The organism is Rhizobium sp. M10, assembly GCF_002531955.1.
GTDB lineage: Bacteria > Pseudomonadota > Alphaproteobacteria > Rhizobiales > Rhizobiaceae > Rhizobium > Rhizobium etli_C.
In genome coordinates this window covers 1-14,151 of sequence record NZ_NWTA01000005.1, presented here as the reverse complement: position 1 = coordinate 14,151, position 14,151 = coordinate 1, and the positions used below count along the sequence as shown (strand labels likewise).

Below are 14,151 nucleotides of genomic sequence, written 5' to 3'. Positions count from 1 at the left end.
CGAATTATTGCGGAATTGACTGTGAATGAAAGCCGGGCAAAGTGGCAGCATTCAAAGTCGTTGCCAGGGAGAATATCGCATGAGCCGCGTTGATAAGAACGGTCTTGCCGTCGAAGCCGTCCTTCATGATTTCCTCGTCCAGGAAGTTCTGCCCGGTCTGGCGATCGATGCGGACAAGTTCTTTGCCGATTTTTCGGCGATTGTCCATGATCTCGCCCCCAGGAATCGGGCGCTGTTGACGAAGCGCGATGAACTGCAGCTCAAGATCGACGACTGGTATCGCCAGCACGGCGCTCCGACCGATATGGATGATTACCAGTCCTTCCTGCGCGCAATCGGTTATCTCCTGCCAGAGGGGTCGGATTTCCAGGTTTCGACCCAGAATGTCGATCCCGAGATCGCCTCGATCGCCGGTCCGCAGCTCGTCGTTCCCGTCATGAACGCGCGTTATGCCCTCAACGCCGCCAATGCCCGCTGGGGTTCGCTCTATGATGCGCTCTACGGCACGGACGCCATTCCCGAAAGCGACGGCGCCGAAAAGGGCAGGGGATATAACCCGAAGCGCGGCGAGAAGGTCATCGCCTGGGTGCGCGATTTCCTCGATGCATCAGTGCCGCTGCAGGACAGCCACTGGAAGGATGTCGCAAGCTTCGCCGTCAGGGATGGAGCGCTCATCATCCGGTCGACCGATGGCGAGCAGGCGGCGCTGAGGGACGGCGGGCAGTTTGCCGGCTATCGCGGCGATGCCGCCACTCCCTCGCATATTCTGCTGAAGAACAACGGCATTCACATCGAGATCGTCATCGATGCGGCAACGGCGATCGGCAAGACCGATCCCGCCCATATTTCCGATGTCTGGCTGGAATCGGCGATCACCACAATCATGGACTGCGAAGATTCGATTGCCGCCGTCGACGCCGAGGACAAGGTCGTCGTCTACCGCAACTGGCTCGGCCTGATGAAGGGCGATCTGCAGGAAGAGGTGGCAAAGGGCGGCGCGAGCTTCATCCGCAAGCTCAACCCGGATCTGGACTATACAGGTCCGGATGGGACCGCCTTCGCGCTGCATCGCCGTTCGCTGATGCTGGTGCGCAATGTCGGCCACCTGATGACCAATCCTGCCATTCTCGACCGCGATGGCAACGAAGTGCCGGAGGGCATCATGGATGCCGTCATCACCGGCTTGATCGCGCTTTACGATATCGGCCCGGCCGGCCGGAAGAAGAACTCCCGCACCGGCTCCATGTATGTGGTCAAGCCGAAAATGCATGGACCGGAAGAAGTCGCCTTCGCCGCCGAGATCTTCTCGCGGGTTGAAGATGCGCTTGGGCTGGCGCGCAACACCATCAAGATGGGCATCATGGACGAGGAGCGCCGCACCACGGTCAATCTCAAGGAATGCATCCGCGCTGCCCGTGAGCGTGTCGTCTTCATCAATACCGGCTTCCTGGATCGCACCGGCGACGAGATCCACACCTCGATGGAAGCCGGTCCGATGATTCGCAAGGGTGATATGCGTCAGGCCGCCTGGATATCGGCCTATGAGAACTGGAATGTCGACATCGGCCTTGAGTGCGGCCTTTCCGGCCATGCGCAGATCGGCAAGGGCATGTGGGCGATGCCGGATCTGATGGCGGCGATGCTGGAGCAGAAGATCGCCCATCCCAAGGCCGGCGCCAACACCGCCTGGGTCCCATCGCCGACGGCCGCGACCCTGCATGCCACCCATTATCACCGTGTCAATGTCGCCAAGGTTCAGCAGGGACTGAAGGACCGCGCCCGCGCCAAACTATCCGACATTCTCTCGGTACCGGTCGCCGTGCGGCCGAATTGGACTCAGGAGGAAATCCAGCGCGAACTCGACAACAATGCTCAGGGTATCCTCGGCTACGTCGTGCGTTGGGTCGATCAGGGCGTCGGTTGCTCGAAGGTGCCCGACATCAACAATGTCGGCCTGATGGAGGATCGCGCCACTTTGCGCATTTCGGCCCAGCACATGGCGAACTGGCTGCATCACCAGGTGGTCAGCGAAGCTCAGATCGTCGAAACGATGAAGCGCATGGCCGCCGTCGTTGACCGGCAGAACGAGCAGGATCCGGCCTATCAGCCGATGGCCGGTAATTTTGATGGGTCGATCGCTTTCCAGGCAGCCCTCGACCTCGTGTTGAAGGGCAGGGAGCAGCCGAACGGCTATACCGAGCCGGTGCTTCACCGCCGCCGCCTCGAGCTGAAGGCGAAGCAGGCCGGTTGAGCGCATGGTCGAGAATAAGAAAGGCCGCCGGAACGACAGTCCGGCGGCCTTTTTTATACCGAATTCGGTCTCTACCTTACTGGATGACGATGACCTTGGACGTGCCCTTGCCGGGACGGACGCGGCTGTAGAGGTCGATAACGTCCTGGTTCATCAGGCGAATGCAGCCCGAGGAAGCGGCAGTGCCGATCGAAGCCCATTCCGGCGTGCCGTGCAGGCGGAACAGCGTGTCCTTGCCGTCCTCGTTGAAGAGATACATGGCGCGCGCGCCGAGTGGATTGGTGAGGCCGGGTCCCATGCCGTCTTCGACATATTTGGCGACGTCAGGGCGGCGTTCAGCCATTTCCTTCGGCGGGTGCCAGGTCGGCCATTCCTGCTTCCAGGCGACGTAGGCGGTGCCGGCCCATGCAAAGCCCTGCTTGCCGACGCCGATGCCGTAACGCATCGCCTTGCCGTTGGCGAGGATGTAATAGAGGAAGCGCTCGCGCGTGTTGACGATGATCGTGCCCGGACGCTCGGTGGTCTGGTAGCTGACGACCTGGCGGCGGAACTGCGGCTTGACCCTGTCGATCGGGATCGCCGGCAGCGAGTATCCGGCATCCTTCGTCAAGCCATAGGCGTCATTGAAGATTTGCGCCGTCTGGACTGTCGGGCCTGCGCCCTTGTCGTCGACGGAGGCGCTGTCTGAGGTCGTGGAGCAACCGGCCAGAGCGAGCGTCGCCAGCAGGCCAAATACAGGGAATGCATTGCGGAAGCGCATAGATGACTCTTGAAGTTTTGCGGCAAGGAGAACGGTCTTTCGACCATCGTTGATTATGGTTTATTTTCGATTAACTTGCGCTTTGCAAGGCTGCTGCGGCGCGGCGAAATGGTCCGCCGCGCAAATTAAAAGCGCATGGTTTTTTTGCAACAACCTGCCCAGCCCCACGATGGTTATCCATGACGATTTTGAGCGTTTACAATAACAATCCGTTAATCGACGGCCGGCAATCGGACAGGGCCATGATGGTGCGGAGGGGCACGCAGATATTGCTGCATGAAATGCGCCACGCCGTGCTGCCCGAACTGCCGCTGGCGAGCGGGCGTCGCGCCGATCTGATCACGCTTTCGGAAAAGGGCGAGGTCTGGATCATCGAGATCAAGACGTCGATCGAAGATTTCCGGGTCGATCGCAAATGGCCGGAATACAGGCTGCATTGCGACCGCCTGTTCTTTGCCACGCATCAGGACGTACCGCTCGACATCTTTCCCGAGGAATGCGGGCTCTTCCTCTCGGATGGCTATGGCGCCCATATGATTCGCGAGGCGCCGGAACATCGTATGGCGCCCGCCACCCGCAAATCCGTCACACTCAATTTCTCGCGTGCCGCCGCCCAAAGGCTGATGATGGCCGAATGGGCGAACGGAAAACCCTTCACCGTCGACGACGTCTAACGGCGTTGGGTTCCGCCCTCCTGCGAACGATCCGACGATATGCGAGAGAACAAAGTTCTAAAGCGCAAGGCGCGAACCGGAAGGATCGCGGCGCGCCTTATTGGAAACGGCAGCATATGCGCGCGTAACACGCGTCAGGCGTTCTGAATTGGGCCAATACCCATGGCCAGGCTGATCTGATGCCGTGATGCGCCCCGGTCCGCTAAGGACGATTTCCGGCTCCGAGAGATCCGTCTGATAAAGCCGATCGCTTGGGAAGATGTCGCAGGGATATTTGACGTTGGGCAGCGTCGACAGCGCGAGCGCCGGTCCTTGCCCGACAGCGGATTCGAGCATGCCGCCGATCCAGCACGGAACGTCGCGGGCAGCACAGAGGTCATGAATGGCGATTGCATTGGTCAGGCCGCCCACTCGGCCCGGCTTAATGTTGATCCAGCCGCAGGCGCCGATGTCGATCGCCTTTCGCGTCCGGTCGACCGATGTGATGCTCTCGTCCAGGCAGATCGGCGTCGTCAGTTCGGCCTGGAGACGCGCGTGGTCAATGAGATCGTCATAGGCAAGCGGCTGCTCGATCATCGCGAGGCCGAATCGGTCGAGTTCGCGAAACATGGCGATATCATCAAGTGTGAACGCGCTGTTGCAATCGACATGCAGAACCGCATCGGGGAAGGCTTCGCGCACGCGGGCGACCATTTCGAGCCCCCATCCACGGCGGAATTTCAGTTTCGTCCTCTGGAAACCGTCCTCCTGCGCCTTGCCGACCGCCGATACGAGTTCGTCGAGATCATCCATCACCGCTATATCGGCGCCGACGATCGCGTCCGGTCCCTTTCCGCCGATCATCTTCCAGAGCGGCTCGCCGGCAAGCTTCGCAGCAAGATCCCACCAGGCGGTATCGAGGCCGGCCTTCGCGAAATGATTGCCCTTCAGCGGCGCCAGTTCCCGCTGCAGAACGTCAGCACTTTCGATGCGCTTGCCGATCAGTGCAGGGGCCATGACGTCGCGCAGCAGCGCAAAAGCGCCTGAAGCCCATTCCGGCGAAAACTGCGGCAGGCGATAGGGTGCGGTCTCGCCCCAGCCCTCTTCGCCCTCTCCCCTCAACCGAACCAGGATCGAGTCGATGGCGGTCTCCTCGCCAAAGGCCGTCCGCCATGGCGCCTTGAGCGGCATGGCAACGTGAAAAAGCTCAATTTCATCAATCAGCATTGCATTTCCTTCTGCTCCGGCCCCAATGCCGGAGCGACATCAATTGCTGGGGTCGATCTCTTCCATCATCGCGAAGAGATCTTCGATGCGGCTCAGCCTCTCGCGCCCTCCTTCGCCGGCCGCGGCGACGACTTCGGTGCAGAGGTAATTGGCGAGGCTGATCACCGCGACATAGGAATCGAACAGCGACATGCCCCGCACCTGGCAGGGAAAGGTCCACGTCGCAAACTTCGGCGTGGTGACCGCCACGCGATCGGTGAAAAAGGCGATGGGCACGCCGAGATCGCGAACGATCTTCATCGCGCGCCCCAGCGCCGGCGTTCGGCGTCGCAGCCCGACCGCAATCATCAGATCGTCAGGCGTAGCGCCGGCCAGCTCCTCCATCAGCGTCTGCCCGGCAGCCGGCACAAGCATGACGTCGGAGCGGACCTGGATCAGCTGCCGGCGGATGTAGGCGGCGAAGAAGTAGCTGTTGCGAAAGCCGAGGACCCAGACGCGCCGAGCCGTGAGGCAACGGCGAACAACCTCGCCGAGATCATCGGGACTCACCGCCTCGAAGGTCTGGCGCAGATTGGCGATATCGCGCTCGAGATGCTGTTGCAGACGGGTGCGATCGGGCGCGGGTCCGAGCAGGCCGGTATTGAGGTAAACCGGCTCTCCGGCCTCCTGCGCCTCTCGGACCTCGCGCTGCATCTCGCGATAATCCTGATAGCCGAGGCGTTTGACGAAACGGGTAACGGCCGCTTTCGAGACGCGGCCGCGCTCGGAGAGCTCCGTCGCTGAATAAACCAGGAGGTCGCCGGGAAATTCCAGGATCAGATCGGCGAGCGCGCGCTCGCTGCCCGGAAGATCATCGTACTGGCTCTGGATGCGTTTTTCGAGCATGCGCGGCTTGCGCGTCGCTTCTGTCATGAAGGCCTCATTTCGTGGTCGGATTAAAACACTAGTATCGATCTGTTGACAATCTGAAATTTTTGTATCGTAATTGCCAGCAGGGAACGACGCCGAAAAATATGGGCGCGCCAAAGGGGAACTGGGATGAATGGCAGAGCCGCGGCACTGCACATGCCGTGGCATCGTGAGTGCGACCCGCTTTCGTATAGGCCGATGACCGTCCAGTCGCGGAAGGAAGATTCGTCTTGCCTGCCTTGGCCGCTCGTTGCCGAACTGCAGACATGCCCCGCACGTCGAATTTGCACGCCTGCCACAGACGAAAACGCCAAACTGGAAAGGAACAATCAATGCATAAGAGGCACTTCATCGCTATCCTTGTCGCCGTGGGAAGCGCCGCCCTCAGCCTGGCCCTCCCCGTTTCCGCAGCCCGCGCCGACACGCTCTCGGACATTACGTCCAGCAAGACGGTCCGCATAGCGGTCCCGCAGGATTTCCCGCCATTCGGTTCTGTCGGCACCGACATGAAGCCTCGGGGGTATGATATCGACATGGCGACGCTCATCGCGGAGAAACTCGGCGCGAAGCTCGAGATGGTGCCGGTAACATCCGCAAACCGCGTACCATATCTGCAGACGAAAAAGGTCGATCTGGTAATCTCGAGCCTCGGCAAGAACCCGGAACGCGCCGCGGTGATCGACTTCTCCGATGCCTACGCGCCCTATTTCAACGGCGTCTTCGCTCCAGACGACGTGGCGATCAAATCGCTTGACGATCTGTCCGGAAAGGTCGTTGCCGTGACCCGCGGATCGATCGAGGATCTGGAGCTCACGAAGGTCGCGCCTGCCGATGCGACCATCAAGCGCTACGAGGACAACAATGGCACGATCTCGGCCTTCCTGTCGGGGCAGGTCGTGGCAGTGGTGACCGGCAATGTCGTGGCAGCAGCAATTCTTGACAAGAATCCGCCCCGCAAACCCGAACTGAAGTTCCTGATCAAGAACTCGCCCTGCTATGTCGGCATGAACAAGAACGAGCCGGAACTGATGGCCAAGGTCAACGAGATCATCGCCGCGTCCAAGAAGGACGGCACGTTGGACGGCATCTCGATGAAGTGGCTTCACCAGCCGCTCGACAAGAGCCTCTGACCCGTAAACAGCCGGGCCGGTCTTGCGATTGGCCCGGGAGCCTGGCGAGGCCCATCGATGACCTATACATTCGAATTCAGCTGGCTGGCAGTCTATTATCCGGAGATCTTGAGCGGCATTGCGATCACCGTCGAGCTGATTGCTGTCGCGGCCTCTGTCGGGATCGCGGTCGGCATCTCATGTGCTTGGGTGCGCGCGCTGGGGCCTGCCTGGCTGAAGCCGCCGGTGACGGCCTATGTGGAGCTCATCCGCAACACACCCTTTCTCATCCAGCTCTTCTTCGTTTATTTCGGCCTGCCGCAGCTTGGCCTGCGCCTGAGTGAGATCGAGGCCGCCAATCTGGCGATGATCGTGAACCTCGGCGCCTATAGCTGCGAAATCATCCGCGCCGGCATCCAGGCCACGCCGAGGGGCCAGTTCGAAGCTGGCGCGAGCCTGGCCATGACGCCTTTCCAGACTTTCCGTCATGTCGTCGTCGTCCCTGCTCTGCAGCGGATCTGGCCGGCGCTTTCCTCGCAAGTGGTCATCGTCATGCTGGGCTCGGCCGTCGTCTCGCAGGTTGCAGCGCAGGATTTGAGCTTCGCCACGAATTTCATTCAGTCCCGCACCTTCCGCTCTTTCGAGGCCTATTTCTTTTCCACCCTCGTTTATCTGGTTCTTGCGATCCTGCTGCGCTGGATGCTCGCCCGGATCGGAGCAATGATCTTTCCACGGAGGGCCGTGCGGTGAGTGAATTCACCACTTGGGACATCGTCCGAAATCTCCTGCTTGCGACGCGCTGGACCGTGCTGCTGTCCCTGACGGCGTTCATCGGCGGCGGGATGCTCGGGGCAATTCTGCTTTTCATGCGGATCGGCAAGCACCGGGCTGTCGGCCTCTTCGTAAAATACTACACGGAACTTTTCCAAGGCACGCCGCTGCTGATGCAATTGTTTCTCGCCTTCTTCGGCCTCGGACTGTTCGGCATCGACGTGCCGGCCTGGACGGCCGCCGGAGTTGCGCTGATGCTGTGGTCGGCTGCCTTCCTTGTCGAGATATGGCGTGGCTGCGTCGAATCCATTGCCCGCGGCCAATGGGAAGCTTCGGCCAGCCTCGGCATGGGCTATATCCAGCAGATGCGGCACGTGATCCTGCCGCAGGCGCTTCGGGTCGCTGTGCCGCCGACGGTCGGGTTCCTGGTGCAGGTCATCAAGGGCACGGCGGTGACCTCCATCATCGGCTTCATCGAATTGTCGAAAGCCGGCACGGAGGTCACCAACGCAACCTTCGAGCCTTTCAAAGTCTACGGCATCGTCGCGCTCATCTATTTTGTCTTGTGCTGGCCGCTCTCGAAAAGCAGCCAGATCCTGGAGAGGAAGCTGAATGTCGCTCATCGAAATCACTGAGGTCCGCAAGAGTTTCGGCGACAACGAAGTTCTCAAGGGCATCGACATCGACGTCGAGCCCGGCGAGGTAATCGCGATCATCGGCAAGAGCGGCTCGGGCAAATCGACGCTGCTGCGTTGCATAAACGGGCTGGAGAATATCGATTCGGGCTCGATCTCGGTCGACGGCGCCCAACTCCTGCCCGACGACGTGCATTTGAAGGCGCTTCGGCTGAAGGTCGGCATGATCTTCCAGCAGTTCAATCTGTTCCCGCATCTGACCGCAGGGGCCAATGTCATGCTCGCGCAGACGGTGGTGAAGAAGGCGCCGAAAGGCGATGCGGAACGGATCGCTCGGGAAATGCTTGCCCGGGTCGGGCTGGCCGAGAAGTTCGATGCCTATCCGGACGAGCTTTCCGGCGGCCAGCAGCAGCGCGTGGCGATCGCGCGGGCGCTCGCCATGCAGCCGATCGCGCTTCTTTGCGACGAGATAACCTCGGCGCTCGATCCGGAGCTTGTTGCCGAGGTGCTTGCCGTCGTCCGCACGCTTGCCGCCGATGGCATGACGCTGATCATGGTGACCCATGAGATGAATTTTGCCCGGGACGTCTGCAATCGTGTGGTCTTCATGCACCAAGGCCGCGTCCACGAGATAGGGCCGCCCCGGAAGATTTTTTCCGAACCGGCGACCCCGGAACTCCAACAGTTTCTGGGTGTCAAGGCTTCGGCATAGGACGATCGGAGCTGGACGCCGAATGCCGCGGCGCCGTTTGCTATTTCGGCGCCCGTTTGGCGAGAATACGCTGCAGCGTGCGACGGTGCATGTTGAGCCGGCGCGCCGTTTCCGAGACATTGCGCTCGCACATTTCATAGACCCGCTGAATGTGTTCCCAGCGCACACGGTCGGCCGACATCGGATTTTCGGGAAGTTCGGCCTTTTCGCCCGGCCGCTGCGTCAGCGCCGAAAAGACGTCGTCGGCATCTGCGGGTTTTGCCAGGTAGTCGACGGCTCCGAGTTTCACGGCCGTCACCGCCGTCGCGATATTGCCGTAGCCGGTGAGCACGATGATTCGCGTGTCGTCGCGCCGCTGGCGGATCGCTTCGATGACGTCGAGCCCATTGCCGTCGCCGAGCCGGAGGTCGACCACTGCATATTTCGGCGGCCTGCCTTTCGATTTCGCAACGCCTTCCGCCACGGACTCAGCCGTTTCCACCTGAAAGCCGCGCGTCTCCATCGCCCGTGCGAGACGGCGCAGGAACGGCCCGTCGTCGTCGACGATCAGCAAGCTGGCGTCGGGCCCGATATGGTCTTCATCCGACGCGGCCAAATTTCCATGATTCTGTTCTGTCATCGTCTCAGGTCCCGGCGCTTGAACGCCCGATCTCGGTCAACCGTTTTTCATTCTACTTATGCCGATAAAGTCATTTTGTCGAATTTGCGTCGAGCAGCATTCGCGGCCATTCGATGCGGATGCGCGCGCCGGCTCTCTCCGGCTCGCGGTTCTCGAAAATCAGCGATGCGCCGGAGCGCTCCAGCAGCGTCTTGGCGATGAAAAGTCCGAGCCCGAGGCCCCCGGCCGTGTCTTCCTTCTGCCGCCTGGTCACATAGGGCTCGCCGATCCGGGTCAGGATGTCGGGTGAATAACCGTTGCCGTCGTCCTCGATGACGATCAGCACCTTGTCGTGATCGTGCTCGACGGTGATCGTCACTTTCTCCCTGGCATAGTCGACGGCATTCTCGATGAGGTTGCCGAGCCCGTACATGATCCCGGCATTGCGATCAGTGACCGGCTCGCTCTTGCGCGGGCTTTTTTCGATCAGCTCGAGCGCGATGCCGAATTCCCGGTGCGGCGCAACGATCTCCTCGATCATCGAGGACAGCGGCAGCCGGCGCATATGCGCCTCGTCTTCCGAAGACAGCGTCGTCAGCCGCCGCAGAATGTCACGGCAGCGTTCGCTCTGGCTGCGCAGCAGCATGACGTCCTCGCGGAACCGATCGTCGTCCTTCAGTTCCCGCTCCATTTCCTTGGCAACGACGCTGATCGTCGCAAGCGGCGTGCCGAGCTCGTGGGCGGCGGCCGCCGCCAGCCCGTCGAGCTGCGAAAGGTGTTTTTCCCGCTGCAGCACGAGTTCGGTCGCGGCCAGCGCATCGGCAAGCTGGCTCGCTTCCATCGAGACGCGGTAGGCATAGAAAGCGGCAAACGCCATCGTCGAGGCGATCGAGCACCAGACGCCGAACTGCATGACATTGTGCACGTTGATCTCGGTCCCGTCGAACCACGGCAGCGGAAAGGGCGAAAAGGCAAGCACCGTGATGCAGACCATCGCAATGCCGATCAGCGCGGTGCTGTAGCGGATCGGCTGCGAGGCAAAGGAGATGATGACAGGCACGCAGACGAGGGCTGCGAAGGGATTGGCAAGACCGCCGGTGATGAAGAGCAGCGCGCAGAGCTGCAAGAGATCGAAGCCGAGCAGCGCAAAGGCGGCCGGCGGTTCCAGCCGATGCGTCGGCGGGTAGCGGATCGTCAGATAGAAATTCACCCAGGCAAGAGCGGCAATCAGTGAAGAGCTGGCGATCAGCGGCAAGGGAAATTTCAGCCAGAAGGCGACGATGAAAACCGTCAGCGCCTGCCCGCCGACAGCAAGCCAGCGCAGCCGCACCAGCGTCTGCAGGCGCAGCCTGCGGCTGCTGTGCCGATCCTCCATCGTATGGCTTTCTGCCTTGTCGATCATTCCGAGGGGCTCCTTGGGTCGCCCTCATGTACCACGCGGCTTTGCCCGTGTCGTCGGCAATGCCTCTTCCGGCCGCTCCGGCCAGGGATGGCGTGGGTAGCGCCCGCGCATCTCGGCCCGCACGTCCTTCCATGAGCCGGCCCAGAAGCCCGGCAGGTCGCGTGTCGTCTGGATCGGCCGGTGCGCCGGCGACGTCAGTTCGAGCAGCAGCGGCAGTCGGCCTCCGGCAATCGCCGGGTGCTGCTTGAGCCCGAACAGCTCCTGCACCCGGATCGTCAGCACCGGCTCCTCGCCCTCGTATTGAATCGGATGTCGTTGGCCGGTCGGCGCCTCGAAATGCGTCGGGGCGAGCCGGCTAAGATCACGCTGCAACTCGTGCGGAACCAGCGACATCAGCCCGTTGGATAGCCCGCCCGCCGATATGTCCGAGAGGCCGCGGGCGTCGCTCTGAAACGGCGCGAACCATTCGTCCAGTCTGGAAAGCAGCGCGGCGTCGCCGACATCCGGCCAGGGATCGCCGATCGTCCTGTGAAGGAAGCCGATCCGCTCGCGAAGCTGAATGGCTTCCTTCGAGAAGGCAAGCTGGTCGAGCCCGAGTTCGCGCACGCCTTCCATCAGCGCCTGGGTCACGGCTGCTCCGGAAGGCCGCGGCAGGGGCGTCTCGTCGAAGATGATCGCGCCGAGCCGGGTGGCGCGCCGCGCCCGTATCTGCCGGCTCTGCCGATCGAAGAATATCTGGTCGTCGGTTCTGATCTCGCCGGGCAGCTCGGCATCGATATCGCCGCGCGTCACCTCGGCGGCCGCCAGAACCCGCGCCTGCGCCGCCCGGCCGGTGAGATCGGCGATGACAAGCATCCGGCTGCCTGCGAGCCTCTCGGTTTCCGGCAGTTCCGCTCCCCGCCCGTTGGCCATCACGAATCGTCCGCGGCCGCCGCGCTGAAGCGCTATTCTGTCAGGGAAGGCGTGCAGCAGCAGCTGCCCCGCCAGCGCCGGCGCCGCTGCCTCAACCCTGTCGAGCCCGTTCGCCAGCCGCCCGGCCAGCCGCCGCGAAGCCTCCGCCCTTTCGCCGCGCTCGGCCTTGAAGCGCCGCAGCCGCTCCTCGATATCGAGGCTCGTTCCGCCGAGCCCTTGTTCGGTCAGCAGCACGGCGATTAATGCCGCATCCCGGGCATGCCCCGATTCGCCCGCCGACACGACCATCGCGGCAAGGCGTGGCGGCAGGGCGAGATCGCGCATGACCTTGCCGCGCGCGGTCAGTATTCCGTTGTCGAGCGCGCCGAGCTGACCAAGCAGCGTCCGTGCTTCCTTCAGCGTCGTTTCCGGCGGCTGATCGACAAAGGCGAGCGATGCCGGGTCCTGAACGCCCCAGTGCGCGAGATCGAGCACCAGCCCGGAAAGATCGCTCGAAAGGATCTGCGGCGGCGTGAAGGCCGGCAGCGCCGCCGTTTGTCCCTGGTGCCACAGCCTGACGGCGATGCCCGGTTCCGTTCGCCCGGCGCGGCCCGCTCGCTGATCGGCCGAAGCCCGCGACACGCGCACCGTCTCGAGACGGGTGATTCCGGTCGATGCCTCGAACACCGGCAGGCGCTGCAACCCGCTGTCGATGACGATCCTCACGCCGTCGATGGTGATCGAGGTTTCGGCAATCGATGTCGCAAGCACGATCTTGCGCTGACCGGCGGCGGCGGGCCGGATCGCGGCGTCCTGCTCCTTCTGGCCGAGATTGCCGTAAAGCGGCGCAATCAGCGTTTCGGGGCCGAATCGTCCCTGCAGCCGCTCTGCGGTCCGCGTGATTTCCGCCTGGCCGGGCAGGAAAGCAAGGATCGAACCGGTTTCGCTGGCATGCGCGTCGACAATCGCCCGCGTCACGGCATCTTCGATGCGTTCGCCGCCCGGCCGGTCCTGATAACGGATATCGATGGGAAAGCTGCGTCCCAGGCTTTCGATGACAGGCGGATCTTCCAGCAGGGCGGCCACACGTTCGATGTCGAGCGTCGCCGACATCACCAGGATGCGCAGATCCTCGCGCAGGGCCGATTGAACGTCGAGCGCCAGCGCCAGCCCGAAATCGGCATCGAGCGAACGCTCGTGGAATTCGTCGAAGATCACGGTCGAGACGCCGGAGAGTTCAGGATCATCGAGGACCATCCGGGCAAAAACCCCTTCCGTCACCACCTCGATCCGTGTCGTCGCCGAGATCCTGTTGTCGAGGCGCATGCGGTAGCCAACCGTGCCGCCGACCTGTTGACCGATCAGCGACGCCATCCGGCTTGCAGCCGCCCGCGCCGCCAGCCGCCGCGGTTCCAGCAGGATGATCCTGCCGTCGCCGCGCCAGGCTTGCTCGAGCAGGTAAAGCGGCACCAATGTCGTTTTACCGGCGCCGGGCGGCGCCGAAAGAACCGCACGCTTCTGCTCGGCCAACGCCGCACCGATAGCCGGAAGGACATGTGAAACCGGAAGTTCCGGCAATGAAGGACTGATCGTCACTTGCGGCCCGTCACCGTTTCATAGGCAAGAATCGCGCCGGCGAGATCTTCGAGCGCCGCGCCGACGGATTTGAACAGCGTGATTTCGGTCTCATCGCTTCGCCCGCCATCGGCGCCACTGACGAGTTCCGCAAGCTCTGCTTTTATGTCGCTTTCCCTCAGCACGCCGCTTTTCAACGGCTGGACGATATCGCCCGCCTCACTGATGGCGCCGGCACGGGTATCGACATAGACGCTGGCGCGGCGGATCGCCTGGCGCACCGGCATGACGCAGTCGCTGCCGAACATGTCGGCGATCGCCAGTTCCGGCCAGGGCAAGGCCGCGCGCGTCTGTTCTTCATCGAGGACAAGCATTCTCCGCTCCGCTGGATCATCATCGCTGCCAAATTAGCGAGCGTGCCGCGCCATAGGCAAGCGCCCTGGAATTTCGCGTCAGGCTTCCCATATAGGATCTTATCTCCCTTGCCGAAGTCCTTCCCGGAGGATTCGGCAAAAACGAATCTCAAAACCGCCCCATCGGGCGGCAGATTTGCTCGTTTTCGAAAACAAGAGATAAAAGCCCTTCATTTTCAACCTGTTACAAAAATGTCAAAAAACTTTTGGTATGGCTGTTGACTTGGAAAAGGGGTTGGTTCTAT

The 14,151-nt window shown here is 62.0% G+C and carries 12 protein-coding genes and 1 pseudogene; 6 read left to right on the top strand and 7 right to left on the bottom strand.

What is annotated here, in order from left to right; genetic code table 11:
• Positions 1 to 79: 79 nt before the first annotated feature.
• Positions 80 to 2,251 carry a malate synthase G gene (locus tag CO671_RS09670; protein WP_097605755.1) on the top strand — a complete coding sequence of 724 codons (2,172 nt, stop codon included), beginning with the start codon at positions 80 to 82 and terminating at the stop codon, positions 2,249 to 2,251.
• A 76-nt stretch (positions 2,252 to 2,327) separates the two neighbouring features.
• On the opposite strand, the gene CO671_RS09665 is transcribed toward CO671_RS09670, so the two are convergent.
• Positions 2,328 to 3,011 (bottom strand): L,D-transpeptidase, encoded by a 684-nt coding sequence (locus CO671_RS09665; RefSeq protein WP_097605754.1) that lies wholly within the window; start codon positions 3,009 to 3,011, stop codon positions 2,328 to 2,330.
• A gap of 179 nt (positions 3,012 to 3,190) precedes the next feature.
• On the opposite strand from CO671_RS09665, the gene CO671_RS09660 reads away from it, so the two are divergent.
• Positions 3,191 to 3,685 carry an MmcB family DNA repair protein gene (locus CO671_RS09660; RefSeq protein ID WP_010029986.1) on the top strand — a complete coding sequence of 165 codons (495 nt, stop codon included), beginning with the start codon at positions 3,191 to 3,193 and terminating at the stop codon, positions 3,683 to 3,685.
• A gap of 57 nt (positions 3,686 to 3,742) precedes the next feature.
• On the opposite strand, the gene menC is transcribed toward CO671_RS09660, so the two are convergent.
• Both menC and CO671_RS09650 read right to left on the bottom strand, forming a co-directional pair.
• Positions 3,743 to 4,891 carry an o-succinylbenzoate synthase gene (menC, locus tag CO671_RS09655; RefSeq protein WP_097605753.1) on the bottom strand — a complete coding sequence of 383 codons (1,149 nt, stop codon included), beginning with the start codon at positions 4,889 to 4,891 and terminating at the stop codon, positions 3,743 to 3,745.
• A gap of 39 nt (positions 4,892 to 4,930) precedes the next feature.
• A complete protein-coding gene (locus tag CO671_RS09650; protein ID WP_170964955.1) occupies positions 4,931 to 5,803 on the bottom strand; it encodes a MurR/RpiR family transcriptional regulator in 873 nt (290 codons plus the stop codon).
• Positions 5,804 to 6,132: 329 nt separating this feature from the next.
• On the opposite strand from CO671_RS09650, the gene CO671_RS09645 reads away from it, so the two are divergent.
• The 4 genes from CO671_RS09645 to CO671_RS09630 are packed head-to-tail and all read left to right on the top strand — an operon-like array spanning position 6,133 to position 9,027.
• Positions 6,133 to 6,930: a transporter substrate-binding domain-containing protein gene (locus CO671_RS09645; RefSeq protein ID WP_097605751.1), complete on the top strand. Its 798-nt coding sequence runs from the start codon at positions 6,133 to 6,135 to the stop codon at positions 6,928 to 6,930.
• 57 nt (positions 6,931 to 6,987) lie between these two features.
• Positions 6,988 to 7,659, top strand: coding sequence for an amino acid ABC transporter permease (locus CO671_RS09640; protein WP_097605750.1), 672 nt, complete (start codon positions 6,988 to 6,990; stop codon positions 7,657 to 7,659).
• Positions 7,656 to 8,315 (top strand): amino acid ABC transporter permease, encoded by a 660-nt coding sequence (locus CO671_RS09635; protein WP_097605749.1) that lies wholly within the window; start codon positions 7,656 to 7,658, stop codon positions 8,313 to 8,315. Before CO671_RS09640 ends, CO671_RS09635 begins: the two co-directional genes overlap by 4 nt.
• On the top strand, positions 8,293 to 9,027 hold the full coding sequence (locus tag CO671_RS09630; protein ID WP_097605748.1) for an amino acid ABC transporter ATP-binding protein: 735 nt from the start codon (positions 8,293 to 8,295) through the stop codon (positions 9,025 to 9,027). The genes CO671_RS09635 and CO671_RS09630 overlap by 23 nt, the downstream gene beginning before the upstream one ends.
• A gap of 40 nt (positions 9,028 to 9,067) precedes the next feature.
• Here the strand turns inward: CO671_RS09630 and CO671_RS09625 are convergent, their stop codons facing one another.
• From CO671_RS09625 to CO671_RS09610, 4 genes and pseudogenes are all read right to left on the bottom strand, one after another.
• A complete protein-coding gene (locus CO671_RS09625; protein ID WP_097584093.1) occupies positions 9,068 to 9,646 on the bottom strand; it encodes an ActR/PrrA/RegA family redox response regulator transcription factor in 579 nt (192 codons plus the stop codon).
• Between the two features lie 70 nt (positions 9,647 to 9,716).
• Entirely contained in the window at positions 9,717 to 11,027 is a 1,311-nt protein-coding gene (locus tag CO671_RS09620; protein ID WP_097605747.1) for an ActS/PrrB/RegB family redox-sensitive histidine kinase, read from the bottom strand.
• Between the two features lie 24 nt (positions 11,028 to 11,051).
• Entirely contained in the window at positions 11,052 to 13,514 is a 2,463-nt protein-coding gene (gene hrpB, locus CO671_RS09615; RefSeq protein WP_097605746.1) for an ATP-dependent helicase HrpB, read from the bottom strand.
• Positions 13,511 to 13,768, bottom strand: a pseudogene (locus CO671_RS09610) (ornithine cyclodeaminase family protein); the annotation flags it as partial. The gene hrpB and the pseudogene CO671_RS09610, both read right to left, overlap by 4 nt.
• Positions 13,769 to 14,151: the final 383 nt, after the last annotated feature.